General features: G+C 58.1%; 21 protein-coding genes. 15 read left to right on the top strand and 6 right to left on the bottom strand.

Annotated features, from left to right (window positions below; translation table 11 throughout):
* The first annotated feature begins 31 nt into the window (after positions 1-31).
* The gene (gene choW, locus EQV93_RS05910; RefSeq protein ID WP_122785543.1) at positions 32-877 is read left to right on the top strand and encodes a choline ABC transporter permease subunit; all 846 of its coding nucleotides are present in this window, start codon (positions 32-34) and stop codon (positions 875-877) included.
* Positions 874-2,052, top strand: coding sequence for a choline ABC transporter ATP-binding protein (choV, locus tag EQV93_RS05905; RefSeq protein WP_146385904.1), 1,179 nt, complete (start codon positions 874-876; stop codon positions 2,050-2,052). The genes choW and choV overlap by 4 nt, the downstream gene beginning before the upstream one ends.
* Before the next feature lie 146 nt (positions 2,053-2,198).
* Here choV and EQV93_RS05900 read toward each other — a convergent pair whose 3' ends face one another.
* On the bottom strand, positions 2,199-4,136 hold the full coding sequence (locus tag EQV93_RS05900; RefSeq protein ID WP_240891161.1) for a BCCT family transporter: 1,938 nt from the start codon (positions 4,134-4,136) through the stop codon (positions 2,199-2,201).
* A gap of 382 nt (positions 4,137-4,518) precedes the next feature.
* On the opposite strand from EQV93_RS05900, the gene betI reads away from it, so the two are divergent.
* The 11 genes from betI to EQV93_RS05845 all read left to right on the top strand — a co-directional run bounded on the left by betI (position 4,519) and on the right by EQV93_RS05845 (position 19,863).
* The gene (gene betI, locus EQV93_RS05895; RefSeq protein ID WP_122785427.1) at positions 4,519-5,112 is read left to right on the top strand and encodes a transcriptional regulator BetI; all 594 of its coding nucleotides are present in this window, start codon (positions 4,519-4,521) and stop codon (positions 5,110-5,112) included.
* Between the two features lie 110 nt (positions 5,113-5,222).
* Positions 5,223-6,695 carry a betaine-aldehyde dehydrogenase gene (gene betB, locus EQV93_RS05890; protein ID WP_122785428.1) on the top strand — a complete coding sequence of 491 codons (1,473 nt, stop codon included), beginning with the start codon at positions 5,223-5,225 and terminating at the stop codon, positions 6,693-6,695.
* A 137-nt stretch (positions 6,696-6,832) separates the two neighbouring features.
* Positions 6,833-8,524: a choline dehydrogenase gene (betA, locus tag EQV93_RS05885; RefSeq protein ID WP_122785429.1), complete on the top strand. Its 1,692-nt coding sequence runs from the start codon at positions 6,833-6,835 to the stop codon at positions 8,522-8,524.
* A gap of 290 nt (positions 8,525-8,814) precedes the next feature.
* A complete protein-coding gene (locus EQV93_RS05880) occupies positions 8,815-9,510 on the top strand; it encodes an RraA family protein (RefSeq protein ID WP_122785430.1) in 696 nt (231 codons plus the stop codon).
* A 265-nt stretch (positions 9,511-9,775) separates the two neighbouring features.
* Positions 9,776-11,218 (top strand): TldD/PmbA family protein, encoded by a 1,443-nt coding sequence (locus tag EQV93_RS05875; protein ID WP_122785431.1) that lies wholly within the window; start codon positions 9,776-9,778, stop codon positions 11,216-11,218.
* The gene (locus tag EQV93_RS05870) at positions 11,218-12,555 is read left to right on the top strand and encodes a TldD/PmbA family protein (RefSeq protein WP_122785432.1); all 1,338 of its coding nucleotides are present in this window, start codon (positions 11,218-11,220) and stop codon (positions 12,553-12,555) included. The genes EQV93_RS05875 and EQV93_RS05870 overlap by 1 nt, the downstream gene beginning before the upstream one ends.
* A 190-nt stretch (positions 12,556-12,745) precedes the next feature.
* Positions 12,746-14,176 (top strand): multidrug transporter subunit MdtD, encoded by a 1,431-nt coding sequence (gene mdtD, locus EQV93_RS05865; protein ID WP_122785433.1) that lies wholly within the window; start codon positions 12,746-12,748, stop codon positions 14,174-14,176.
* A 150-nt stretch (positions 14,177-14,326) separates the two neighbouring features.
* The gene (gene dbpA, locus EQV93_RS05860; RefSeq protein ID WP_233609082.1) at positions 14,327-15,664 is read left to right on the top strand and encodes an ATP-dependent RNA helicase DbpA; all 1,338 of its coding nucleotides are present in this window, start codon (positions 14,327-14,329) and stop codon (positions 15,662-15,664) included.
* 204 nt (positions 15,665-15,868) lie between these two features.
* Positions 15,869-17,047, top strand: coding sequence for an NAD(P)/FAD-dependent oxidoreductase (locus EQV93_RS05855; RefSeq protein ID WP_240891073.1), 1,179 nt, complete (start codon positions 15,869-15,871; stop codon positions 17,045-17,047).
* 108 nt (positions 17,048-17,155) lie between these two features.
* Positions 17,156-19,330 carry a YccS family putative transporter gene (gene yccS, locus EQV93_RS05850; protein WP_122785436.1) on the top strand — a complete coding sequence of 725 codons (2,175 nt, stop codon included), beginning with the start codon at positions 17,156-17,158 and terminating at the stop codon, positions 19,328-19,330.
* A 65-nt stretch (positions 19,331-19,395) separates the two neighbouring features.
* A complete protein-coding gene (locus tag EQV93_RS05845; protein WP_122785437.1) occupies positions 19,396-19,863 on the top strand; it encodes a GNAT family N-acetyltransferase in 468 nt (155 codons plus the stop codon).
* On the opposite strand, the gene EQV93_RS05840 is transcribed toward EQV93_RS05845, so the two are convergent.
* Both EQV93_RS05840 and EQV93_RS05835 read right to left on the bottom strand, forming a co-directional pair.
* On the bottom strand, positions 19,854-20,150 hold the full coding sequence (locus EQV93_RS05840) for a winged helix-turn-helix domain-containing protein (protein WP_122785438.1): 297 nt from the start codon (positions 20,148-20,150) through the stop codon (positions 19,854-19,856). The two genes, EQV93_RS05845 and EQV93_RS05840, sit on opposite strands and share 10 nt — an antisense overlap.
* Before the next feature lie 19 nt (positions 20,151-20,169).
* Positions 20,170-20,667: a M48 family metallopeptidase gene (locus EQV93_RS05835; protein ID WP_146385897.1), complete on the bottom strand. Its 498-nt coding sequence runs from the start codon at positions 20,665-20,667 to the stop codon at positions 20,170-20,172.
* A gap of 173 nt (positions 20,668-20,840) precedes the next feature.
* Between EQV93_RS05835 and EQV93_RS05830 the strand changes: the two genes are divergently transcribed.
* Positions 20,841-21,509, top strand: a complete 669-nt coding sequence (locus EQV93_RS05830; protein WP_122785440.1) for a polysaccharide lyase family 7 protein — start codon at positions 20,841-20,843, stop codon at positions 21,507-21,509.
* Positions 21,510-21,668: 159 nt separating this feature from the next.
* Positions 21,669-22,040 (top strand): hypothetical protein, encoded by a 372-nt coding sequence (locus EQV93_RS05825; protein WP_240891072.1) that lies wholly within the window; start codon positions 21,669-21,671, stop codon positions 22,038-22,040.
* Between the two features lie 204 nt (positions 22,041-22,244).
* Here EQV93_RS05825 and fba read toward each other — a convergent pair whose 3' ends face one another.
* The 3 genes from fba to EQV93_RS05810 all read right to left on the bottom strand — a co-directional run bounded on the left by fba (position 22,245) and on the right by EQV93_RS05810 (position 24,946).
* Positions 22,245-23,309 carry a class II fructose-bisphosphate aldolase gene (gene fba, locus EQV93_RS05820; protein ID WP_047278209.1) on the bottom strand — a complete coding sequence of 355 codons (1,065 nt, stop codon included), beginning with the start codon at positions 23,307-23,309 and terminating at the stop codon, positions 22,245-22,247.
* A gap of 222 nt (positions 23,310-23,531) precedes the next feature.
* Complete coding sequence (locus EQV93_RS05815) at positions 23,532-23,750, bottom strand: hypothetical protein (RefSeq protein ID WP_122785544.1); 219 nt, start codon at positions 23,748-23,750, stop codon at positions 23,532-23,534.
* Between the two features lie 32 nt (positions 23,751-23,782).
* Complete coding sequence (locus EQV93_RS05810) at positions 23,783-24,946, bottom strand: phosphoglycerate kinase (RefSeq protein WP_122785442.1); 1,164 nt, start codon at positions 24,944-24,946, stop codon at positions 23,783-23,785.
* Positions 24,947-24,954 lie beyond the last annotated feature (8 nt).

Here is a 24,954-nt window from a genome sequence, read left to right as displayed (position 1 = left end):
CAATTCCCCCTGCATGCGGATGTTCACAACCATGCTGATCGATCAAAAAATCCCGCTGGGCGAGTACATCGCAGGCTTCGTTGACTGGTTGACGCGACACGGCGCCAGCACCTTCGATGCCATCGCGAGCACCCTCGAAACGATGATCCACGGCGTGACGTTTGCGCTGACCTGGTTCAACCCTTTTGCCTTTATCGGGCTGGTGGCCCTGCTGGCTCATGTGATCCAGCGCAAGTGGGGGCTCACGGTATTTGTGGCCCTGTCGTTTCTGCTGATCCTCAATCTGGGCTATTGGCAAGAGACCATGGAAACCCTGGCGCAGGTGCTGTTCGCCACCTTTGTGTGCGTGATCATTGGCGTGCCGCTGGGGATTCTCGCCGCGCACAAACCGATGTTTTACACCTTTATGCGCCCGGTTCTGGACTTGATGCAGACCGTGCCGACCTTTGTTTACTTGATTCCGACGCTGACTCTGTTTGGCCTTGGGGTGGTGCCGGGGCTGATTTCAACGGTGGTGTTTGCGATTGCGGCGCCGATTCGCCTGACCTATCTGGGCATTCGCGACGTGCCCCATGAATTGCTTGATGCGGGCAAGGCATTTGGTTGCTCGCGCCGCCAGTTGCTCACCCGCATCGAATTGCCCCACGCCATGCCGAGCATCGCTGCGGGGATCACCCAATGCATCATGCTGTCGCTGTCGATGGTGGTGATTGCCGCGCTGGTGGGCGCTGACGGGCTGGGCAAGCCGGTGGTCAATGCCCTGAACACGGCCGATATTGCCTTGGGCTTTGAAGCCGGGCTGGCCATTGTGTTGCTGGCCATCATGCTTGACCGGATCTGCAAACAGCCCGACGCCAAAGCAGGAGCCGACGCATGAGCATTATTCGTTTCGATAAGGTCGACGTTATCTTCGCCAAAGACCCGCGCGAGGCGCTTGGCCTGCTGGATCAAGGCTTGTCGCGGGATCAGATCCTGAAAAAAACCGGGCAAATTGTCGGCGTCGAAAAGGCCAGCCTGGACATCGACAAAGGTGAGATCTGTGTGTTGATGGGCTTATCGGGCTCCGGTAAATCCAGCCTTTTACGCTGTATCAACGGCCTTAACACGGTGAGCCGCGGTCAGTTATTTGTGGAGCATGAAGGCAAGCAAATCGACATCGCCTCATGCACGCCTGCCGAGCTGAAAATGATGCGCACCCAACGCATTGCGATGGTGTTTCAAAAGTTCGCCTTGATGCCGTGGCTGACGGTGCGTGAAAACATCAGCTTTGGCCTCGAAATGCAGGGCCGCCCGGAAAAGGAACGGCGCACGCTGGTGGACGAAAAGCTGGAGTTGGTGGGCTTGACCCAATGGCGGAATAAAAAACCGGACGAACTGAGCGGCGGCATGCAACAACGGGTCGGACTGGCCCGGGCGCTGGCGATGGATGCGGATATTTTGTTGATGGACGAGCCGTTTTCAGCGCTTGATCCGTTGATCCGCCAAGGCTTGCAAGACGAGTTGCTGGCGCTGCAACAAAAGCTCAGCAAGACCATTGTGTTTGTCAGCCATGACCTCGACGAAGCGCTCAAGCTGGGTAGCCGTATTGCGATCATGAAAGACGGCAAGATCATCCAGTACAGCAAGCCGGAAGAGATCGTGCTCAACCCGGCAGACGATTACGTGCGCACCTTTGTCGCCCATACCAACCCACTGAACGTGCTGTGTGGCCGCAGCCTGATGCGCACGCTGGACAACTGCAAACGCGTCAATGGCTCGGTGTGCATTGATCCGGGGGATGATTCGTGGATCGACCTGGCTGAAGGCAACACCATCAAAGGGGTGCGCCAGGGTGCGGGCGCGCTGGACTTGCAACATTGGCGCAGCGGGCAGGCGGTAGAAGGGTTAGGACGCGGTCCTACGCTGGTGGACAGCAACATTGGCATGCGCGATGCATTGCAGATTCGTTATCAGACGGGCAACAAGCTGGTGTTGCATGACAACCAGAAAGTGGTGGGGATATTGGGGGATACCGAGTTGTACCACGCGTTGTTGGGCAAGAATCTGGGTTAGCTGAAAAGCCCCTCACCCTAACCCTCTCCCAGAGGGAGAGGGAACCGACCGCGTCGTGCGTGAATTCAACTGCGTCCAGTCAAATAGCCCCCAATCAGTCCCCTCTCCCTCCGGGAGAGGGCTAGGGTGAGGGGCTTTGGCACTCCTCAGCTATAAACCCTACCAAGGAGCTGGCGATGGCTTTCAAACTGGTCGAGCACATCACGGCTGATTTGCTCTTGGGTAAAGCCCATCAGGTCGTACTCTTGATTGCCGTTGTGCAGGTACACCTCGGCCCGGTAATAACGACTGCGCACTTCATCGTCACCCGAGTCGCTCGGTGCCGCCAAATAGCCGTCCAGGCTGACCTCGTAGACAAACGGATTACCTTCGTCCATCTCCACCCGCAAGCCCATGCAGCGCTTGGCACTGCCCAACAGGGTTTGCACGTCCAGCCCCTGACTGCGCAGTTGTACGGCGGCTTCTTCCAGGGCCGGGGTCACGTGTTTATCCATGAAACGCTGCACCACCGCTTGCGTCGGTTGCAGGTCTTGGGCCGTCAAACGCTCGCTGAATCCGCGACGACCACGCGCCGCCAGTTCAGCCTGTTCCAATTCCATCTGGGTGTCCTGACGCATGGCCTTGTGCAAGCCAAACATGAACAGCACCAACACCACCGAAAACGGCAAGCCCGCCAGCACGACCATGGTTTGCATGGCCGCAAAGTTACCGGCGAACAACAGGCCAATGGTCACCAGCGTGATCACCGCCGACCAGAAGATACGCAACCAGTGCGGGGCGTCTTCATCAACGTCACCGCCTTTGCACGACAGGTTGGCCATCATCACCGCGCCAGAGTCCGCCGGGGTAAGGAACAGCACAAAACCGACAAAGATCGACACACCAATCACGATTTTCGACGCAGGGTAATGCTCAAGCAGTTGATAGATGGCCATCGACGGTTGTTCCAGCGCGGTTTTACCCAGCTCGACCGCCCCTTGATTCACCACCAGCTCCAGCGCCGAGTTACCGAAGATCGACAGCCACGCCAGGGTAAAGCCCAGCGGGATCAGCAACACACCTGCCACCAGTTCACGCACCGTACGACCACGGGAAATACGCGCGATAAACATGCCCACAAACGGTGCCCAGGAAATCCACCACGCCCAGTAGAACAAGGTCCACAGGCCCAGCCAGCCTTCGGTTCTCGGCGTATCGCCCACGTACACGTAAAGGTCGAAGGTTTTCATGATGATGCCGTTCAGGTAATCACCCGTGTTCTGCACCAGGCCATTGAGCAGGTGCAGGGTGGGGCCAAACAGCAACACGAAAATCAGCAAACCACTGAACAAAACGATGTTGAGGTTGGAGAGCCGACGGATGCCGTTTTCAACCCCCGAGACTGCCGCGATGGTAGCCACGGTGCTCATCACGATAATCACGATCAGCAAGTTGGTGTTGCTGTGCTCCATGCCGAACAGGTTCTCAAGCCCCGACGACACTTGCATCGAGCCGATGCCCAAGTTGGTCACCAACCCGAGCAACGTCACGAACATGCCAAAACCATCCACTGCGTGGCCCGCCGCGCCTTTGACCCAACGCTCGCCCATCAACGGGTACAGCGCCGAACGCAAGGCCAGCGGCTGGTTGTGACGGTAGGCGAAGTACGCCACCGCCAACCCCACCAACGCGTAAATCGCCCAGCCATGCAGGCCCCAATGCAGAAACGTCAGCTGCAAGGCTTGCCGTGCGGCCTCATGGCTGCCCGATACGCCTTCGGGCGGATTGAAGTAGTGGTCCAGCGGCTCCGAAGCACCGAAGTACAACAGCGAAATACCGATACCCGACGAAAACAGCATCCCCGCCCACGCGCCGTAGCTAAAGTCGGGGGTGTCCTGTTTGGTGCCCAGTTTCAATTTACCGTAGGAAGAGAACGCCAGCCCGACGACAAAAATCAGGTAAGCGGCGATCACTACCATGTAGTACCAACCGAAGCTGCGCGACAGCCATTGCTGGGCAACTCCCAGAATACGGCCCGCTTCTTCGGGAGCCGCGATCAAAATGGCAGTGAGCAACAGTATCAAGGCAGTGGAGGTGTAAAACACCCAACCGTTGACCGTCACCTTTTGCGGTGGGGTCTTTATTAGAGAAGCAGAACTCATGGCACGGATGCTCCAGGCAGCGCGAGAGAAAACTTGAGGCAGCACGCCACCCGACCATCTTCCTAGATAGCGACCAACGGTCGGGTGATATAAAGGCACCGCTAAAAAACCTGATTCACCCTGTCGTATGCGTAGGCGCCCACAGGGGTTACCGGGAATTAAAAGTGCCGTTTTGCGCCATTCACGCGTAGGAAAACGGCATGAATCGCGACGAATTGTCGCAGAGCTTATTCTTTGTTGATTGAACGTTCAATCAAAACAAAATAGACTGGCCGTCGTTCAGTGATTCAATTGCACTGCTCGCCGGCCCAAGGAGACGCACGAAATGCCCAAGGTCGGTATGCAACCCATACGCCGTCAGCAGTTGATCGAAGCCACGTTACAGGCGGTCGATCAGGTCGGGATGGCGGATGCCAGCATTGCGCTGATTGCCCGTTTGGCCGGTGTGTCTAACGGCATCATCAGTCACTACTTCAAAGACAAGAACGGACTCATTGCCGCCACCATGCGGTACTTGATGAACGTCTTGATCGACAACGTCACCGAACGTCGTCAGGCGCTGAGTGACGACAGCCCGCGGGCTCATTTGCAGGTCATCGTCGAGGGCAACTTCGACGCCAGCCAGGTCAATGGCCCGGCAATGAAAACCTGGTTGGCTTTTTGGGCCGCCAGCATGCACCAGCCGTCGTTGCACAGATTGCAGCGCATCAACGACCACCGTTTGTATTCCAATCTGTGCTGCCAATTTCGACGTGTACTGCCCCAGGCCCAGGCCCGCAGTGCGGCGCGCGGTCTGGCGGCATTGATTGATGGTCTATGGTTGCGGGGTGCCCTTTCCGGTGATGGCTTCGACACCGATCAGGCACAACGCATCTGCTACGAATATATGGATCTACAACTGGCGAAACAGGTGAGTTAGGCCTCAATAAACGCTTAACCCCTGAACTGTCGTGACGTTGAGTTGCCCCAGTTAGATGGCAACCGGCTTCACGACCAACGCCAACCACTTTATGCACTTGCGAGGATTTTATGGCCCGTTTCGAACTGCAAAAACTCTACATCGACGGTGGCTACACCGACGCCGGTAGCGACGCTACCTTCGATGCCATCAACCCGGCTAACGGCGAAGTCCTCGCTCAAGTGCAACGCGCCACCAAAGAAGATGTTGAACGTGCTGTAGTCAGCGCCGAAAAAGGCCAGAAAATCTGGGCCGCCATGACTTCCATGGAGCGTTCACGCATTCTGCGTCGTGCTGTCGACATCCTGCGCGAGCGCAACGATGAGCTGGCCGCGCTGGAAACGCTGGACACCGGCAAGGCCTATTCTGAAACCCGCTACGTTGACATCGTCACGGGTGCTGACGTGCTGGAGTATTACGCAGGCCTGGCGCCTGCCATCGAAGGTGAGCAAATCCCGCTGCGTGACACCTCGTTTGTTTATACCCGTCGCGAGCCGTTGGGCGTGGTCGCCGGTATCGGCGCGTGGAACTACCCGATCCAGATCGCCCTGTGGAAATCCGCACCGGCACTGGCCGCGGGCAACGCCATGATCTTCAAACCCAGCGAAGTGACTTCGCTGACCACCTTGAAACTGGCGGAAATCTTCACTGAAGCCGGCCTGCCAGACGGCGTTTTCAACGTGCTGACGGGCAGTGGCAGTGAAGTCGGCGCCTGGCTGACCGAGCACCCGCGCATCGAGAAAATCTCGTTCACCGGCGGCGTTCAAACCGGCAAGAAAGTAACCGCCAGCGCCACGCAATCGACCTTGAAAGAAGTGACCATGGAACTGGGTGGCAAGTCGCCGCTGATCATTTTCGACGACGCCGACCTGGATCGTGCAGCGGATACCGCGATGATGGCCAACTTCTACAGTTCGGGCCAGGTGTGCACCAACGGCACCCGCGTGTTTATCCCGACTGCGCTCAAAGCCGCGTTTGAAGCCAAGATTGTGGAGCGCGTTGCTCGCATCCGCATCGGCAATCCGGAAGATGAAAACACCAACTTCGGCCCACTGGTCAGCTTTGCTCACATGGAAAGCGTGCTGGGCTACATTGCCAAGGGCAAGGAAGAAGGGGCGCGCCTGCTGTGCGGCGGCCAGCGTCTGACGGAAGGCGAACTGGGCAAAGGCGCATTCGTGGCACCGACCGTGTTCAGCGACTGCACCGATGACATGACCATCGTTAAAGAAGAAATCTTTGGCCCGGTGATGAGCATCCTCACCTACGACACCGAAGAAGAAGTGATCCGCCGCGCCAACGACACCGAGTTCGGTTTGGCGGCAGGCCTTGTGACCAAAGACTTGAGCCGCGCCCACCGCGTGATTCATCAGTTGGAAGCGGGCATTTGCTGGATCAATGCGTGGGGCGAATCCGACGCGAAAATGCCGGTGGGCGGTTACAAGCAGTCGGGCATTGGCCGTGAAAACGGTATCAGCTCGCTGGCGCAATACACCCAGATCAAATCGGTGCAGGTCGAGTTGGGCGATTACGTTTCGGTGTTTTGATAGCGGCATGCTTTTAGCTGCAAGCGGCAAGTTAAAGCCAGATTAAAAACGGCTTTAACTTGCCCATCCTTTCTCACTGACAACGCTCGCTGCTCTGACTTGCAGCTTGAAGCGTGTAACTTCCCGCTGGAGGAAGCATGACGACTGAATACGACTACATCATCATTGGTGCCGGCTCTGCCGGTAACACCCTGGCAGCCCGTCTGACTGAAGACGAAGGCGTCACCGTGCTGCTGCTTGAAGCAGGCGGCCCGGATTACCGTTTCGATTTCCGCACTCAAATGCCGGCGGCGCTGGCCTTCCCGTTACAAGGCCGCCGTTACAACTGGGCTTTTGAAACCGATCCAGAACCGCACATGGATAACCGCCGCATGGAATGTGGCCGCGGCAAAGGCCTGGGCGGCTCGTCGCTGATCAACGGCATGTGTTACATCCGTGGCAACGCGATGGACTACGACGGCTGGGCAAAAAACCCTGGCCTCGAAGACTGGTCGTATCTGGACTGCTTGCCGTATTTCCGCAAAGCCGAAACCCGTGACATCGGCCCCAACGATTACCACGGTGGCGATGGCCCGGTCAGCGTGACCACGCCAAAACCTGGTAACAATGTGCTGTTCCACGCCATGGTTGAAGCGGGCGTGCAAGCCGGTTACCCACGTACCGAAGACTTGAACGGTTATCAGCAGGAAGGCTTTGGCCCGATGGACCGTACCGTGACGCCTAACGGCCGTCGCGCCAGCACCGCACGCGGTTATCTGGACACGGCCAAGCAGCGCCCGACCCTGAAAATCGTCACCCACGCCCTGACTGACAAGATTGTGTTTGAAGGCAAGCGTGCGGTTGGCGTGCATTACATGATCGGCGACAACCACGTGCGCATTGAAGCCAAAGCGCGCAAGGAAGTGTTGCTGTGCAGCGGCGCCATCGGTTCACCGACCGTGCTGCAACGCTCCGGTGTTGGCCCGGCAGAGCTACTGAACAGCCTCGATATTCCTGTGGTGCATGACCTGCCGGGCGTGGGCCAGAACTTGCAGGATCACCTTGAGCTGTACCTGCAATACGCCTGCACTCAGCCGGTGTCGCTGTACCCTTCGCTGCTCTGGTACAACCAGCCTGCAATTGGTGCTGAGTGGTTGTTCCTGGGCAAGGGCATTGGCGCGAGCAACCAGTTCGAAGCCGGTGGTTTTATCCGTACTCGCGAAGAGTTCGAGTGGCCGAACATTCAGTACCACTTCCTGCCCGTTGCGATTAACTACAACGGCAGCAATGGTGTGAAAGAGCACGGTTTTCAGGCGCACATGGGTTCCATGCGCTCGCCAAGCCGTGGCCGGGTCAATGTTGTATCCAGAGACCCGCGTGAGTACCCAAGCATTCTGTTCAACTACATGGCTGCCGAGCAGGACTGGCAGGAGTTTCGTGACGGCATCCGCCTGACCCGCGAAATCATGCAGCAGCCGGCGCTGGACGCTTACCGTGGCCGTGAAATCAGCCCCGGCATCGACAAGCAAACCGATGAAGAGCTCGACACCTTCATTCGCGAGCATGCCGAGACCGCGTTCCACCCATCTTGCTCGTGCAAAATGGGCACCGATGAGATGGCTGTCGTGGATGGCGAAGGCCGTGTTCACGGGATGCAGGGGTTGCGTGTGGTGGATGCCTCGATCATGCCATTGATCACCACCGGCAACCTGAACGCGCCGACAATCATGATCGCCGAGAAAATCGCCGACAAGATCCGTGGTCGCCAACCGCTGCCGCGCAGCACTGCCGACTACTACGTGGCAGGCGATGCACCGGTACGTGGCAAACCGCTGCGTGCTGTGCAATAAGGAACCTGCGTAGCAGTTGACGAGCGGAGCGAGGCTACGTTCGGCGGTGCAGCCGTCGTAAATTCAGCTGACGCGATTCCTCTGATGAATCGCGCTCTCTGGTCTACGGTCGCTTCGCAACCGAACGCAGCCTCGTTCCTTCGGCAGCTGCTACGAATTTTGTGTAATTTTTACTTTCATCTTCCCCTGCTTGCCCCCGCTTGAGCGCAGGCCTAATCTAGTGCCTCGTTTCGCGTAACACCCCCCCGCCCCACCCGACATGCCAGCCTTGCCTGGCCAAGAGGTTTTCTATGTTTGATGTTGTCTCATCCAGCAAATGGCCGACCGGCTTTCTGATTAATCCAAACGCAGAACCTCTCGATCCAAAATGGCTCACCGAATTCAGCAAGATCCCTGCCGCCGCCGTCAGTGACTGTCTGGGCCGCAACGTAGGTGGGCTGGGTCTCAAGCCGTTCCACGGCACGCGCCCGATGTTGGGCAGCGCGCTGACCGTACGGGTTCGCCCCGGCGACAACCTGATGATCCTTAAAGCCATGCAAATGGCTCGCCCCGGCGATGTGCTGGTGATTGACGGCAGTGCCGACCTGACCCGTGCCGTGTTCGGTGGCATCATGCGCGCTATGGCGCTCAAGGCCGGCATTGTCGGTGTGGTGATCAACGGTGCCCTGCGCGACCTCGACGAGTGGCAAACCGGTGAACTGCCGGCCTACGCCATCGGCGGCGTACACCGTGGCCCGAGTACGGATGGTGGCGGTGAAATCAACGTGCCTATTTCGTGTGCAGGCATGTTGGTGATGCCGGGTGACTTGATGATTGGCGACGGTGACGGCGTGGTCGCAGCGTCGCGCAGTGAACTGCCGGAATTGCTCAAGCGCTGCCATGATTTGTTGGCCCGTGAACAGGCGACGCTTAAAGCCATTGAAGCGGGCACGCTGGACCCTGACCGTTTTGACGCGATTTTGCGCGCCAAGGGTTGCCCGGTTTAACTGCAAGCCCCTCACCCCAACCCTCTCCCGGAGGGAGAGGGAGCTGATCAGTGGCGTTGCGCGTTTCTGCTTCCGCATTTAGTCCCTCTCCCTACGGGAGAAGGCTAGGCTGAGGGGGCTTTGATCTGCTTCCGCTTGTAGTCCCCTCTCCCTCTGGGAGAGGGCTAGGGTGAGGGGCTTTTGATCTGCTTCCGCTTGTAGTCCCCTCTCCCTCTGGGAGAGGGCTAGGGTGAGGGGCTTCTGGTTCTAACAAGGAGGTCTGTGCATGTTCGACTTTTACCCTCAGCTCAAACAGCGCTTTGACGCACTGCGCACCCGGGCCGAGTTTTTCTCCCTTCGCTACGTCAGCGAAGCCGGGCAATACCTGTCAGTGCGCAAGAACGTCGCAGAACCTCCCGCCTTCAAGCACGACCAAGGCGCCATGCTGACCGTTCGCCTGCGCGGCATTGAAGCTTATGCCGCCACCAACGACCTGTCCCAAACCGGCCTGCAAGCCGCACTGGATCGCGCCGAAGCGCAGGCGCAACTGATTGCCGCACATGCCCTGCTCAACCTGAGCCAGGAGCCGGTGTCCCATGAGCGCGCCGACTATTTTTCACCCAACCTCGATCAAGCCTTCCCGTCGCTGAACCACTGCTTTGATTTGCTGGCCAGCGAGTCCGCTGCGGTGCCCAAGGATGAGCGTCTGGTGAGCTGGGTCGTATCGCTGGGCCTCAACACCGTCGAGCAGATCTACCTCAACAGCGCGGGCGCCGAGTTGCGTCAGGCGCAGCGTTTCGTTTACCCCGGCATGACAGTCACCGGCTATGACGGACAAGACAGTCAGACACGCAGCTTGGGCCGCGACAACTTTGGCCAGCAAGGCGGCGTAGATGTGATCAGCCGCTGCGGCTTGATCGGCGCTGCCCCGAACGTCGCCGATCAGGCCCTGCAATTGCTATTGGCGCCCAATACGCCAGCGGGCAAACGCGACCTGCTGCTGATGCCCGACCAGATGATTCTGCAAATCCACGAATCCATCGGCCACCCGCTGGAACTGGACCGCATCCTGGGCGACGAGCGCAATTACGCGGGCACCAGTTTTGTCAAAACCAGCGACTTTGGCAGCCTGCAATACGGCTCCAGCCTGCTGAACGTGACCTTCGACCCTGACATCCCGGAGCAACTCGCCAGTTACAGCCATGACGATGACGGCACCCCGGCGCACAAAGAATTCCTGATTCGCCAAGGGGTATTGCTGCGACCATTGGGCAGCGCCCTGTCGCAGTTCCGCTCGGGCCTCGAAGGCGTGGCCAACAGCCGCGCCAGCAGCTGGAACCGACCGCCGATTGACCGCATGGCCAACCTCAACATCGAGCCGGGCGATCAATCGATGGATCAGATGATTGGCGGTATCGAAAACGGCATTTTGATGGCCACCAACCGTTCATGGTCAATTGACGACGCGCGCAACAAATTCCAGTTCGGTTGTGAGTGGGGCCAACTCATCGAAAACGGTGAGCTCAAAGGCGTGGTGAAAAACCCCAACTACCGGGGCATTTCCGAGCAGTTCTGGCGAAACCTCAGCGCCGTGGGCGACGCCAGCACCTTCAAGGTGCTCGGTACGCCGAACTGCGGCAAGGGCGAGCCTAACCAGGTGATCCGTGTGGGGCATGCGTCCCCGGCGTGTGTGTTCAGTCAAATCGACGTATTTGGAGGCGATGCCTGATGAATCCATTAAAGAGTCAGGCCGAGCAGTTCGAGGCGCTGGTGCAGTGGCTACGCGCTGCGATCAAGGCACCAGAGCAGTTCACCTTGAGCTACGACGCCGAGTCGTCGGAATTTATCCGCTTCAACAAGGCCAAGGTGCGGCAAGCCGGTCAGGTGCAGCAGGCCAGTTTGAGCCTCAAGCTGATCAACGAGGGCCGTCATGCTGACGTGACCATCACCCTGGGCGGTAACCCTGCGGTCGATCAACTGCGATTGGCCCAAGCGCTCAAACAACTGCGCGAGACCTTGCCGCTGCTGCCGACCGACCCGTACCTGCTGCTCAACCCTGAACCTTGGCACAGCCACAAGGTTCAGGATCAGCCGCTGCCCGATACCGCTGCCGTGCTGGACGATATTCGTCGCGCCGCTGACGGCGTCGATTTGGTCGGTTTCTATGCCAGCGGACCCATCTGCTATGGCTACGCCAGTTCCGAAGGCGCATTCGGCTGGCATCAGGCCAACAGTTTCAACTTCGACTGGAGCCTGTTCCATAGCAATGGCCAAGCCGTCAAAGCCAGCTACGCCGGCGCCGACTGGGACAGCCAGCGCTTCGCCCAACGCATGCAACTGGCGCGCGAACAGTTGGCGTTTCTGGATCGCCCGGTGAAAGCCTTGGCGCCCGGTGAGTACCGCGCCTACCTGGCCCCGGCGGCGTTGGAAGAGGTGATGAGCCTGCTGAGCTTGGGCAGCTTCTCGGCACAGGCGCTGGCCAGTAAAGCCAGCTCGCTGCAAAAACTCTATGCAGGGGACGCTCAGTTAAGCCCGCTGGTGTCATTCGATGAACAGGTCAGCCAGTCGCTGAGCCCGGCCTTTTCCGGCGAAGGCTATCCGCGTCAGGATTTGTCCCTGGTTAAACACGGTAAGGCCAACCAGCAACTCGTCGGTTCGCGCAGTGCTGCCGAGTACGGCCTGCAAGTCAACGGTGCTCCGGAGGGTGAAGCACCGAGCGCACTGGCGATGGGTGCAGGCACACTGGAACAGGCCGACATTCTCAAGCAATTGGGCACCGGGCTGTACATCAGCAACCTGTGGTACTTGAACTACTCTGACCAGCCCGCGGCACGCCTGACCGGCATGACTCGCTTTGCAACCTTTTGGGTCGAGGACGGCGAGATCAAGGCGCCGGTCAATACCATGCGCTTTGATGACAGCGTCTATAGTCTGCTGGGGTCGCAACTCGAAGCCCTGACGGCCGAACGCGAGTTACTGCTGTCGGCAAGCACCTACGACCAACGCCAGACTGCCTCCAACCTGCTGCCGGGGGCACTGATCAAGAAGCTGACCTTGACGTTGTAATCCGGTCCCGTAGCCGCTGACGAGCGGAGCGAGGCTGCGTTCGATTGCGAAGCGATCGTAAATCCTGAGCACGCGATTGCACCGATACACCGTGCAATCTGGCCCTACGACGGCTACGCCGCCGAACGCAGCCTCGCTCCGCTCCTCAGCGGCTACGACAATCAGGTATTTCCAATAACAAAGAGGTCCTATGCCCGCACGTCCGGTTCTCAGTCCTGAAACCCTTCGCTGGTTGCCTTGGGTGGTCGCCATCGCGTTTTTCATGCAGTCGCTTGACGGCACTATCCTCAATACGGCCCTGCCCGACATGGCCCGCGGTCTCGATGAAAACCCGCTGCGCATGCAAGGCGTCATCGTTGCTTACATGCTCACCGTGGCCTTGCTGATCCCGGCCTCCGGCTGGATCGCCGATCGTTTTGGCACCAAAAAAATCTTTTTCAGCGCCATTTTGCTGTTCAGCCTTGGCTCTTTATTGTGTGCCGTATCCGGCACCCTCAATGAACTGATCGGCGCTCGGGTGATTCAAGGGCTGGGCGGTGCCCTGATGTTACCGGTCGGGCGGCTGGTGGTGCTCAAGGCGTACCCGCGCTCGGAATTGGTGCGCATCATGGGGTTTATCACCATCCCCGGCCTGCTCGGCCCGCTGATCGGGCCGACGATGGGCGGCTGGATGGTGCAGTACCTGAGCTGGCACTGGATTTTCTTGATCAACCTGCCCGTGGGGGCATTCGGGTGCTGGGCGGTGTGGCACTTTATCCCTGACCTGCGCGGCAACGAGCGTACCCGTTTCGATGCGCTGGGCTTTGTGCTGTTTGGCGCGGCGATGGTGTTTATCACCATTGCCATGGAGGGCTTGGGCGAGCTGCATTTACCGCATTTGCGAGTGATGCTGCTGTTGTTCGCCGGTATGGCCTGCCTGGCCGCTTACTGGTTGCGCGCAGGCAATATCAGTAACCCGCTGTTCTCCCCCGTGCTGTTCAAGACCAAAACCTTTGCCGTGGGTATTCTGGGCAATCTGTTCGCCCGTCTCGGCAGCGGCGCCTTGCCGTTTCTGGTGCCGTTGTTGTTGCAGGTGGCGCTGGGCTATTCACCGTCCCAGGCTGGCATGAGCATGTTGCCGCTGGCTGGCGCGGCAATGCTGGCCAAGTGGGTGGCGCGCCCTCTGATTGAGCGGGCGGGGTATCGCACCGTGCTCACCGTCAATACCTTCGCACTGGGCATCATGCTGGCCAGCATGGGGCTGGTCACTGAGCACACACCGTACCCGTTGCTGCTGGGGATGCTGGCGGTACTGGGCGCGATCAACTCCTTGCAGTTCACGGCGATGAACACCGTGACCCTGATCGACCTCGATGACGCCAGCGCCAGCAGTGGCAACAGTTTGCTGTCCGTGGTGGCGCAGCTATCCCTGAGTCTGGGGGTGGCCTGTGCCGGTGCCTTGTTGGGCGGATTCACCGGCGGCGGTGGCGGGGATGGTGTTGACACTGTGCTCGGGGCCTTTCAGCTGACCTTCCTGACCGTAGGGGTCATGGCCATGCTGGCGGCGGCGATTTTCCTGCAACTGTCACCGCAGGACGGACGCAAACCCAAAGCCAACTCAGAGCATGAACTGGAACATTAAGCGGTTTTTTGAAGCGATCTGGATGACATCTCGTCCAGAATCTTCTGGCGAAGGGCACGGGACTGGTACACTGCGCGACATTTTGTTTTGCAGGCCAGTCTCGTGACCACCATTGCCACCGCTTTTAACACTCTGCCTCTGTCCGCCGCCATGCTGGCTAACCTCGACTCCCTCGGTTATGCCCAGATGACGCCGATTCAGGCGCAGAGCTTGCCGGTGATCCTCAAAGGCATGGATCTGATCGCTCAGGCCAAGACCGGCAGCGGCAAGACTGCCGCCTTCGGCATCGGCCTGCTGAACCCGATCAACCCGCGCTTCTTCGGTTGCCAGGCGCTGGTCATCTGCCCGACGCGCGAACTGGCCGACCAGGTCGCCAAAGAAATTCGCCGTCTGGCCCGTGCCGAAGACAACATCAAAGTACTGACCCTGTGTGGTGGTGTGTCGTTCGGCCCGCAAATCGGCTCGCTGGAACACGGCGCGCACATCATTGTCGGCACACCGGGTCGTATCCAGCAGCACTTGCGCAAAGGCTCGCTGGTGCTGGACGGCTTGAACACGCTGGTGCTCGATGAAGCCGACCGCATGCTCGACATGGGTTTCTACGACGCCATCGAAGACATCATCCGTCAAACCCCGGAGCGTCGTCAGACCCTGCTGTTCTCGGCCACTTACCCGGTCGGCATCAAACAGCTGTCGTCCAAGTTCATGCGCAACCCGCAGCAAGTTAAAGCGGAAGCGATGCACACCGACAGCCAGATCGAACAGCGCTTCTACGAGATTTCCCCAGAAGAACGCATGGATGCCGTGACCAAAGTGCTCGCGCATTTCCGTCCGCAATCGTGCGTGGCCTTCTGCTTCACCAAGCAGCAGGTTCAAGAAACGGTCGACCACCTGACCTCCAAAGGCATTTCGGCAGTCGGCCTGCATGGCGATCTGGAACAGCGCGACCGCGATCAGGTGCTGGCAATGTTTGCCAACCGCTCGACATCCGTCCTGGTCGCCACTGACGTGGCGGCACGTGGTCTGGACATCGACGCACTGGACATGGTGATCAACGTCGAACTGGCGCGTGATTCGGAAATCCACATCCACCGTGTTGGCCGTACCGGCCGTGCCGGTGAAAAAGGCATCGCCATCAGCCTGGTTGCACCGTCGGAAGCGCACCGCGCTCAGGCCATTGAACAGCTGCAAAAAGCGCCTCTGAACTGGGAAACGCTGGACACCCTGAAATCTCAGGGTGGCGCGCCGCTGCTGCCTTCCATGAGCACGCTGGTGATTGGTGCCGGTCGTAAAGACAAAGTGCGTCCGGGCGACATTCTCGGTGCTCTGACTGGCGACGCCGGTATCCCCGGCGCTCAGGTCGGCAAAATTGCGATCTTTGATTTCCAGGCCTATGTTGCCGTTGACCGCACCGTGGCCAAACAGGCCGCCCAGCGCTTGAGCGAAGGCAAAATCAAAGGCCGCGTGTTGCGCGTTCGGGTTTTGTAAGACGCTTTAAACGCCCCCTCACCCCAACCCTCTCCCTGAGGGAGAGGGGGCAGATTTATACAACATTCGAAATCACCTCAATCAAGCTACCTCTCCCTTAGGAAGAGGGGGCTGATTTACACAACATTCGAAATCACCTCAATCAAGCTCCCTCTCCCTTAGGGAGAGGGCTGGGGTGAGGGCAGCTTTACCGAGGACATTGCTTTGCGTACCACCGACGTTGTGATTATTGGCGCAGGCGCCGCAGGTTTAATGTGCGCGCTGACCGCCGCCGCACGTGGGCGCTCGGTGATGCTGATCGACCACGCCAACAAGGCCGGGAAAAAAATCCTGATGTCGGGCGGCGGTCGCTGTAACTTCACCAACATGTACACAGAGCCCAACAATTTCCTGTCCCAGAACCCGCACTTCTGCAAGTCGGCCCTGGCCCGCTATACGCAGTGGGACTTTATCGAGATGGTCACCAAGCATGGTGTGCCGTATCACGAGAAGAAACTGGGCCAGCTGTTCTGCGATAACAAATCCAGTGACATCCTTGAGATGCTTCTCGATGAGTGCAAACAGGCGGGCGTCAGCCTGCACCTGGACACCTCGGTTGAGCAGATCGAAAAAACCGACACGGGCTATCGCCTTAACACCACGCTGGGTCAGTTGAATTGCCAGTCACTGGTAATCGCCACCGGCGGTCTATCGATTCCGACCTTGGGCGCGACCGGTTTTGGCTATCAGGTGGCTCGCCAGTTTGGCCACAGCGTGCTGCCCACGCGTGCCGGACTGGTTCCGTTTACCATCACCGACCAGCTCAAAGAGATCTGCACCGAACTCTCCGGCACCTCGGTGGACTGCTTGGTGAGCTGCAACGATCAGAGCTTTCGCGAAAACATCCTGTTCACCCACCGCGGGTTAAGCGGCCCGGCGATTTTGCAAATTTCGTCGTTCTGGAATCCGGGCGATACGGTTGAAATCAACCTGCTGCCGGACCTGGATGCGCTGGAGTGGCTGCACACTCAGCAGGCGGAGCGCCCGAACAGCGAGCTTAAAACCCTGCTGGGTGAAATTTTCACCAAGAAAATGGCCAACCTGTTGGCTGAGCACTGGTTTGTGTCCAAGCCCATGAAGCAGTACACACCGGCTGAACTGGCTGAGGTTGCCGACAAACTGGCGTGCTGGAACGTTGTGCCCGCCGGAACCGAAGGCTACCGCACGGCCGAAGTCACACTGGGCGGGGTCGATACCCGCGAGGTGTCGTCCAAGACCATGGAGTCGCTCAAAAGCCCCGGTTTGTATTTCGTCGGCGAAGTGCTGGATGTGAGTGGGCATCTGGGCGGGTTTAACTTCCAGTGGGCATGGGCCTCGGGCTACGCCGCCGCACAGTTTGTGTAACATCCTGTAATAGCCAAAAATATTTTGCAGCGGATGTGAACAGTGTCATTGCACTGTCGTCATAACTGGCTCAATTTAGCGAATCGACTCGCAAGGCACAGCCACTTCATGTCATCGAAAAGCGTTAGTCACTCCCTGCGCCGCCTGTGGGCGCGGGACAAGTTCAGTTACAGCGTTCGTGTGTTTATCGCTTTGACCGGCAGCATGGCTTTTTGCTGGTATCAAGACGAGATGTCGCTGTTGATCCCACTGTTTCTGGGGATCATCGCCAGCGCGCTTTCCGAGACTGATGACAGCTGGCAAGGCCGCCTGAATGCATTGCTGGTCACGTTGGTGTGTTTCAGTGCTTCGGCGTTTACGGTCGAATTGCTCTTCCCTTATCCACTGCTGATGGTTTGCGCACTCGCGCTGGCCGCCTTTGCCCTGACCATGCTCGGTGCAGTGGGCGAACGCTATGGTGCGATTGCCTCGGCCACCCTGATTCTGGCTGTCTACACCATGATCGGGGTCGATCAGCGCGGTGGGCAAGTCACCGATTTTTGGCACGAGCCGCTGCTGCTGGTGGCAGGGGCCGCCTGGTACGGGCTGCTGTCAGTGCTGTGGCAAGCGCTGTTCTCCAATCAGCCGGTGCAGCAAAGCCTGGCGCGGTTGTTCTGGGAACTGGGCCTGTACCTGAAAATCAAATCCTCGTTGTTTGAGCCCATCCGCAACATGGATATCGAGGCCGGACGACTGGAGCTGGCGCAACAAAACGGCAAAGTCGTGGCTGCGCTCAATACCGCCAAAGAAATCATTTTGCACCGCGTCGGCAACTCGCGGCCGGGCTCCAAGCTGAGCCGTTACCTCAAGCTTTACTTCCTCGCCCAGGACATCCACGAGCGTGCCAGTTCGTCGCATTACCCGTATAACGCGCTGGCCGATGCGTTTTTCCACAGCGATGTGATGTTCCGTTGCCAGCGCCTGCTGCGCCAGCAAGGCGTCGCCTGCCAGCGACTGTCGGAGTCGATCAAGCTGCGCCAGCCCTTCGTCTATGACGACAGCTTTGCCGAAGCCTTGGGCGACTTGCACGCCTCGCTCGAACACTTGCGCATTCAAAGCAACCCGGCCTGGCGCGGGCTGTTGCGTTCGCTGCGGGCGCTGGCCGCAAACCTCGCAACCCTCGACCGGTTGCTCAGCGATGCAAGCAATCCCGACACGTTGGCTGATGCCACCGACAGCAGCCTGCTGGATCGCTCACCGCGTAACCTGAAGGATGTCTGGTCGCGCTTGCGTCAGCACCTGACACCCACCTCACTGATTTTTCGCCACGCGCTGCGTTTGCCACTGGCCCTGAGCATCGGTTTTGCGATGGTGCACTGGATTCACCCCAGCCAGGGCTACTGGATCATCCTGACCACCCTGTTTGTCTGCTCACCCAGCTACGGCGCGACACGGCGCAAGTTCAGCCAGCGCATCATCGGCACCGCCATCGGCCTGGCCGTGGGGTGGGCGCTGTTCGACCTGTTCCCCAACCCGCTGGTGCAGTCAATGTTTGCGGTGGTGGCCGGGGTGGTGTTCTTCATCAACCGCACCACGCGCTACACCTTGAGCACCGCGGCGATCACGCTGATGATTCTGTTTTGCTTCAATCAGGTGGGCGATGGTTACGGCTTGTTTCTGCCAAGGCTGTTCGACACTCTGGTAGGGAGCGTCATTGCCGCAGCCGCCGTGTTCCTGTTCCTGCCCGACTGGCAAGGGCGCCGCTTGAACAAGGTGCTGGCCAATACCTTAAGTTGTAACAGTCAGTATCTGCGTCAGATCATGCATCAATACGCGCAAGGAAAAAGTGACGATCTGGCCTATCGACTGGCTCGACGCAACGCCCACAACGCCGACGCGGCGCTGTCGACCACACTGGCCAATATGCTGATGGAGCCAGGGCACTTCCGTAAGGATGCCGACATGGGCTTTCGCTTTTTAGTGCTCTCGCACACGCTGCTCAATTACCTGTCCGGCCTGGGCGCGCACCGTGACGCCCAGTTGCCAGCGGAGGTTCGCGAGCACCTGATCGAAGGCGCCGGACGTAAAATTGCCGACAGCATCGACCTGATCGCGCACGGCCTGAACACCAAACACCCTGTTGCCGTACAAAGTGATGACGAAGAGGCGTTGGCCAACGAACTTGAGCAAATGCCCGATGACATCGATGAAAACCAGCGTCTGGTGCAAACCCAACTGGCGCTGATTTGCCGCCAGCTTGGCCCCTTACGCACACTTGCAGCGCACTTGATCAAAGCGCCTTAAACCTTGGCGAGAACAAAGATGACGCCTACTATCGCAGTCATCGTTTCTATAACAAGGATAAGACTGTGAAGACCGACTGGCTGTGCAAACACCACAACGACCTGGGCAAAGAGCAGCTCTATGCCATCCTCGAACTGCGTTCAAAAGTCTTTGTGGTTGAACAAAAGTGCGCGTATCAAGACGTTGACGGGCAAGACCTCACAGGCGACACCCTGCATCTGATGGGCTGGCAAGAAGATGAGCTGGTGGCGTATGCACGCCTGCTCGACCCGGAATCACAGGGCGGTGACGTGGTCATTGGCCGCGTGATCGTTGCCCCCGATGGCCGAGGGCAAAAGCTGGGGCATACACTCATGTCCAAAGCACTGGAAAACATCGAAGAGTACTGGCCGGGGATGCCGATTTTCATGTCCGCTCAAACGTACCTGACGCCGTTCTATGAGCGCTACGAATTCGTCACTGCCGGCGATCCCTACCTTGAAGATGGCATTGAGCACATCGGCATGCGCCGTGCCGAGACGATTCAGGGATAACCCAGGACCTGCTTGATCTGGGCGACATGTTCGCCCACCCAGGCCTTGTCAATCGGGCCCCAGCTGCGAATTTGATAGCGTCCGGCATGATTACGGGCGCCATCCTGCTGCTCGAACTCGCAGACCATATCCAGATCGGCCAATGCGGCAATGGTGTCTTGAGCTGTGCGGCGCGGCATACCGGTGACCTCGGTCAGCGCCGGTACACTGCTGGCGATTTGACTATCAATTAACCAGGCCACATACAAACGCCGGTAGAAACTGCTTTTGGTTTTGCTGACGTCCATCACACGCTCCCTATGAATACTATTTGCCTTGCATATCCCGCCACGTGAGATACACCCGCAGGTCAAACTCCAGCTGGTGATAACCCGGCAGCATGTATTCGCACAGTTTATAAAACGCCTTGTTGTGGTCCGACTCTTTGAGATGCGCCAACTCGTGGACAACGATCATCTTTAAAAACTCGGGCGCGGCGTCTTTGAATAACGATGCCACGCGCAGCTCTTTCTTGGATTTGAGTTTGGCACCCTGTACCCGCGAAATGGTGGTGTGCAGCCCCAGCGCGCGATGAGTCAGGTCAAGGCGATTATCGAACAGCACCTTATCGAAAGAGGGCGCGTTACGCAGGTGTTCCTGTTTAAGTTCCAGCGCATAGGCGTACAAGGCTTTGTCGCTTTGCACGGCGTGACGTTGTGGATAACGCTCACTCAAGTAACTGCCCAATTGATCGCGCTCAATTAATTGGCGTACTTGATCCTGTAAGGTCTGGGGATAAGCCTGAAGGTATTTGAGGGCATTCATGAGACGCAACGCTACAGCGTAAAAGGTCGACAGTGTAGCGAATTTGAGATTTAAGTGGTGCCACTACTGTTACTGGCTCCCGCTACGTTTTATAAAGAAGTCCCTTCCAAGCCTTGGTTTAGACCCTTCGAATGGGTTTTATGCCTGTAAGTGCCCATAATTTGAGGCTCGTAATGATCGATTTGGCTACCTGGAATTTAAGCGTTCCTGTCGGCAATCCTCCCGCGACCATCACTACCCCGCAGTTGCTCAACGGTTACAAAAACAACTATTTCCATTCACACACAGGCACCTTGTTTTTCTGGGCTCCCGTGACCGGCAGCAAAACCGAAAATGCCATCTACCCGCGCAGCGAATTACGTGAAACCCGCTCGGACGGCGCCTTGCGTAACTGGCTCTACACCGCCTCCGACAACTTTTTGAATGCCACGCTGACCGTCAATCAGGTGCCCTCCTCGGGCAAAGTGGTTATCGGGCAAATTCATGCCTTCCAGAGCACACAACCCATGCTCAAGCTTGAATACCAATACAAGGCCAGTAAAGGCAGTGGCAGTCTGGTCGCCAAAGTACGCCTTCGTCCCCATGAAAACTCCCGCGTCGTGACCATCGCCGAAAATGTTCCCTTGGGCAAAAGCTTTACCTACGTGATCAACCTCACCCCCAGTGGCACCTTGAAGATAAAGGCCGCCAATAAACTGTGGGCACGGGATATCAGTGCAACCTGGCGTACCAAACCGCTTTACTTCAAGGCAGGCGCTTACGTGCAGGACAACACAGGAAACAGCAGGGAAGGCGCGCAGGTCACGTTCAGCAAACTGGATATTGACCACAACAAACTCTGAGAAACGCGCAGCAAAGTCAGACGTTTATCCTGAAAAAAGCAGGATGCTTCCGAGAAAGTGCGTTCACCTCAAGCTCGGCTTGCGGCATGGAAAGTCACGGGGCTATCTTCTGGAGTCGCCGTGGCCTCTGGCTCAAATGATGATCCCCGTGGAGAACACATGAAAGCTTCCAAGCCAAAACGCCCTCGGCGCGATGATCATAAACACGATGAAGCCACTCGGCGCATTCTGGATGATCTGAGCGCCAATCCTCCTCGCATTGATACGCTCCTACCGACTCAAGCGCAGCCCGTCGGTGTGCAATCACCTTTTGCCGTATTGGCGGATGTCAGTGCTCTGGCGGCCTTGCAGCACATCTCGATCCTGCTTAAAAGCGCCGAAGAAGTGTCCGATGAAATCACCGAGCGGGGCAGCGGTCTGGAGCGCGGGCTGGTGTGGTCGCTGGTGCATTCGGTAGAGATGTCGCGCTCACTGGTGAATGCCTTGCTCCGGGGCAACGGCATAGACCCGCAACAACAGCCCTCACCCTAACCCTGTCCCAGAGGGAGAGGGGACTGATTGGGGGATATTGACGCTTGTTAGCAATAGCTGAATTGGCCACTGAATCCATGTTTGTCATGGATGAACGTTACAACTCGCTGAGTCCCCTCTCCCTCCGGGAGAGGCGTTGTGAGGGGTTTTCTGAAAGCCACAAAAAAACCCGCATCTCTGCGGGTTTTTTTGAAGCGCCAGGTCTTAGTTGACCTTGGCGTTCAGCTCACCTTTGAGGTAACGCTGGTACATGGCTTCGAGGGAGATCGGCTTGATCTTCGAAGCATTGCCTGCGGTGCCGAACGCTTCATAACGAGCGATACACACGTCACGCATGGCAGTCACGGTTGCGCCGAAGAACTTGCGTGGGTCGAACTCGCTTGGGTTGGTGGCCATCAGGCGGCGCATGGCGCCAGTCGATGCCAGACGCAGGTCAGTGTCGATGTTGACCTTACGCACGCCGTGTTTGATGCCTTCCACGATTTCTTCTACCGGCACACCGTAGGTTTCTTTGATGTCGCCGCCGTATTCGTTGATGATCTTCAGCCACTCTTGTGGCACCGAAGACGAACCGTGCATCACCAGGTGAGTGTTCGGAATACGCTTGTGGATTTCTTTGATACGGTCGATGGCCAACACGTCGCCAGTAGGTGGCTTGGTGAACTTGTAAGCGCCGTGCGACGTACCGATGGCAATCGCCAGAGCATCCACTTGGGTGCGCTTGACGAAGTCAGCGGCTTCTTCCGGGTCGGTCAGCATCTGGCTGTGATCCAGAACGCCTTCGGCACCGATACCGTCTTCTTCGCCAGCCATGCCGGTTTCCAGAGAACCCAGGCAACCCAGTTCGCCTTCAACCGATACACCGCAAGCGTGCGCCAGAGCAACAGTTTGCTGCGTCACACGAACGTTGTAGTCATAGTCGGTTGGGGTCTTGCCGTCTTCGCCCAGCGAGCCGTCCATCATCACCGAGCTGAAGCCCAGTTGGATGGAACGCTGGCACACGTCAGGGCTGGTGCCGTGGTCCTGGTGCATGCACACCGGGATATGCGGGAATTCTTCGATGGCAGCCAGGATCAAGTGGCGCAGGAAAGGAGCACCTGCGTACTTGCGCGCACCGGCCGAGGCCTGAACGATCACCGGAGAGTCAGTCTTGTCAGCGGCTTCCATGATGGCGCGCATCTGCTCAAGGTTGTTGACGTTGAAAGCTGGAACGCCGTAACCGAATTCGGCGGCGTGGTCCAACATCTGGCGCATGCTAATAAGTGCCATGGTACGTATCTCTCCCGGACGAGGGTCGTTAATCGTGCAAGCCTGCCGTAGCGGCGGCTGCTATTCAAGTTATTGCAGATCGGGGGTTAGCCGACTGCGGGCATTCATCATCTGTAGCCGCTGCCGAAGGCTGCGATAGGTTCGCAGAACCTTCGCTTTTCAAAAGCGCGAACCCTGCGGGCTCGATCGCAGCCTACGCCAGCGGCTACCGGTATTAAGGCGTTACGGACACCCGCGCTCTTTGGAAGGTTGGGGTGTCTCGTATTTTTCCAGCGCTTCAGGCCCTGATCGCTTATTGACCAGTGGCACGCTCTGCGCCTGCCAGTCTGCCTGGTAGCAGCCGCTCTCTTCGGGCGTAGCCGCTTCGGGCGACGGTTCTGGTGAACCGGCACAACCGGCCAAAAAGCCCGCAATCATTAACAGCGGTAACGCCTTGACCATGTCCATGCTTCCTTTCAGGGCCTGCATCACATTCAACCTTTAGCGCGGCTTTCCAGCACTTCAACAGCAGGCAGCACTTTGCCTTCGACAAACTCAAGGAACGCCCCGCCGCCAGTCGAGATATAGGAGATTTGATCCGCCACACCGTATTTATCGATGGCGGCCAAGGTGTCGCCACCGCCCGCAATAGAGAACGCCGAGCTGTCAGCAATGGCATGGGCCAATACTTTAGTGCCGTTACCGAATTGATCAAACTCGAAAACACCCACCGGGCCGTTCCACAGGATGGTTTTCGAGGATTTCAGCAGTTCGGCGAAGTTGGCTGCAGTTTGCGGGCCAATATCCAGAATCATGTCGTCTTCGGCCACATCAGCGACCAGCTTGACCGTCGCAGCAGCGCTTTCAGCGAACTCCTTGGCGACCACCACGTCAACAGGCAACGGTACGTTGACCTTGGCTGCGATGGCGCGAGCGGTGTCCAGCAAGTCTGGCTCGTACAGCGATTTGCCCACCGGATGACCGGCAGCGGCTAGGAAAGTGTTGGCGATACCGCCGCCCACAATCAGCAAGTCGCAAATCTGGCTCAGGCTGTTCAACACGTCGAGTTTGGTCGACACCTTGGAGCCGGCAACAATAGCAGCCATCGGTTTGGCCGGAGCCCCCAGTGCCTTGCCCAGCGCGTGCAGTTCAGCCGCCAGCAATGGGCCCGCAGCGGCCACCTTGGCAAACTTGGCAACGCCATGGGTCGAACCTTCAGCGCGGTGAGCCGTGCCGAAAGCGTCCATCACAAATACGTCGCACAGGGCGGCGTATTGCTTGGCCAGTTCGTCGGCGTTTTTCTTTTCGCCTTTGTTGAAGCGCACGTTCTCGAACAGCACGATGTCGCCGGGCTTAACGTCTACGCCATTAAGGTAATCGCTCACCAGCGGCACTTCACGGCCCAATGCTTTGCTCAGGTACTCAGCCACTGGCTTGAGGCTGTTTTCAGCTGAGAACTCACCTTCAGTCGGGCGCCCCAAATGCGAGCAGACCATGACCGCCGCGCCTTTTTCCAACGCCAGCTTGATGGTCGGCAGCGAAGCAAGGATGCGCGCATCGCTGGTGACTTCACCGTCCTTGATCGGAACGTTGAGGTCTTCACGGATCAGTACGCGTTTACCTTGCAGATCGAGGTCGGTCATCTTCAACACGGTCATGGGTCGCA

The sequence above is a fragment of the Pseudomonas sp. TMW22091 genome (assembly GCF_022496705.1).
Lineage (GTDB): Bacteria > Pseudomonadota > Gammaproteobacteria > Pseudomonadales > Pseudomonadaceae > Aquipseudomonas > Aquipseudomonas saxonica.
The sequence above is the reverse complement of the archived record's forward strand: the minus strand, read 5'-3'. Positions and strand labels throughout refer to the sequence as shown.

Bases quoted from the DNA above. Each gene is read 5' to 3' on its own strand.
- betB (WP_122785428.1), top strand. From the start codon at position 5,223: ATGGCCCGTTTCGAACTGCAAAAACTCTACATCGACGGTGGCTACACC.
- choW (WP_122785543.1), top strand. From the start codon at position 32: ATGCTGATCGATCAAAAAATCCCGCTGGGCGAGTACATCGCAGGCTTC.
- EQV93_RS05810 (WP_122785442.1), bottom strand. From the start codon at position 24,946: ATGACCGTGTTGAAGATGACCGACCTCGATCTGCAAGGTAAACGCGTA.
- EQV93_RS05880 (WP_122785430.1), top strand. From the start codon at position 8,815: ATGTTTGATGTTGTCTCATCCAGCAAATGGCCGACCGGCTTTCTGATT.
- EQV93_RS05875 (WP_122785431.1), top strand. From the start codon at position 9,776: ATGTTCGACTTTTACCCTCAGCTCAAACAGCGCTTTGACGCACTGCGC.
- EQV93_RS05815 (WP_122785544.1), bottom strand. From the start codon at position 23,750: ATGGTCAAGGCGTTACCGCTGTTAATGATTGCGGGCTTTTTGGCCGGT.
- dbpA (WP_233609082.1), top strand. From the start codon at position 14,327: ATGCTGGCTAACCTCGACTCCCTCGGTTATGCCCAGATGACGCCGATT.
- EQV93_RS05825 (WP_240891072.1), top strand. From the start codon at position 21,669: ATGAAAGCTTCCAAGCCAAAACGCCCTCGGCGCGATGATCATAAACAC.
- EQV93_RS05840 (WP_122785438.1), bottom strand. From the start codon at position 20,150: ATGGACGTCAGCAAAACCAAAAGCAGTTTCTACCGGCGTTTGTATGTG.
- fba (WP_047278209.1), bottom strand. From the start codon at position 23,309: ATGGCACTTATTAGCATGCGCCAGATGTTGGACCACGCCGCCGAATTC.
- yccS (WP_122785436.1), top strand. From the start codon at position 17,156: ATGTCATCGAAAAGCGTTAGTCACTCCCTGCGCCGCCTGTGGGCGCGG.
- EQV93_RS05830 (WP_122785440.1), top strand. From the start codon at position 20,841: ATGATCGATTTGGCTACCTGGAATTTAAGCGTTCCTGTCGGCAATCCT.
- EQV93_RS05835 (WP_146385897.1), bottom strand. From the start codon at position 20,667: ATGAATGCCCTCAAATACCTTCAGGCTTATCCCCAGACCTTACAGGAT.
- choV (WP_146385904.1), top strand. From the start codon at position 874: ATGAGCATTATTCGTTTCGATAAGGTCGACGTTATCTTCGCCAAAGAC.
- EQV93_RS05870 (WP_122785432.1), top strand. From the start codon at position 11,218: ATGAATCCATTAAAGAGTCAGGCCGAGCAGTTCGAGGCGCTGGTGCAG.
- betA (WP_122785429.1), top strand. From the start codon at position 6,833: ATGACGACTGAATACGACTACATCATCATTGGTGCCGGCTCTGCCGGT.
- mdtD (WP_122785433.1), top strand. From the start codon at position 12,746: ATGCCCGCACGTCCGGTTCTCAGTCCTGAAACCCTTCGCTGGTTGCCT.
- betI (WP_122785427.1), top strand. From the start codon at position 4,519: ATGCCCAAGGTCGGTATGCAACCCATACGCCGTCAGCAGTTGATCGAA.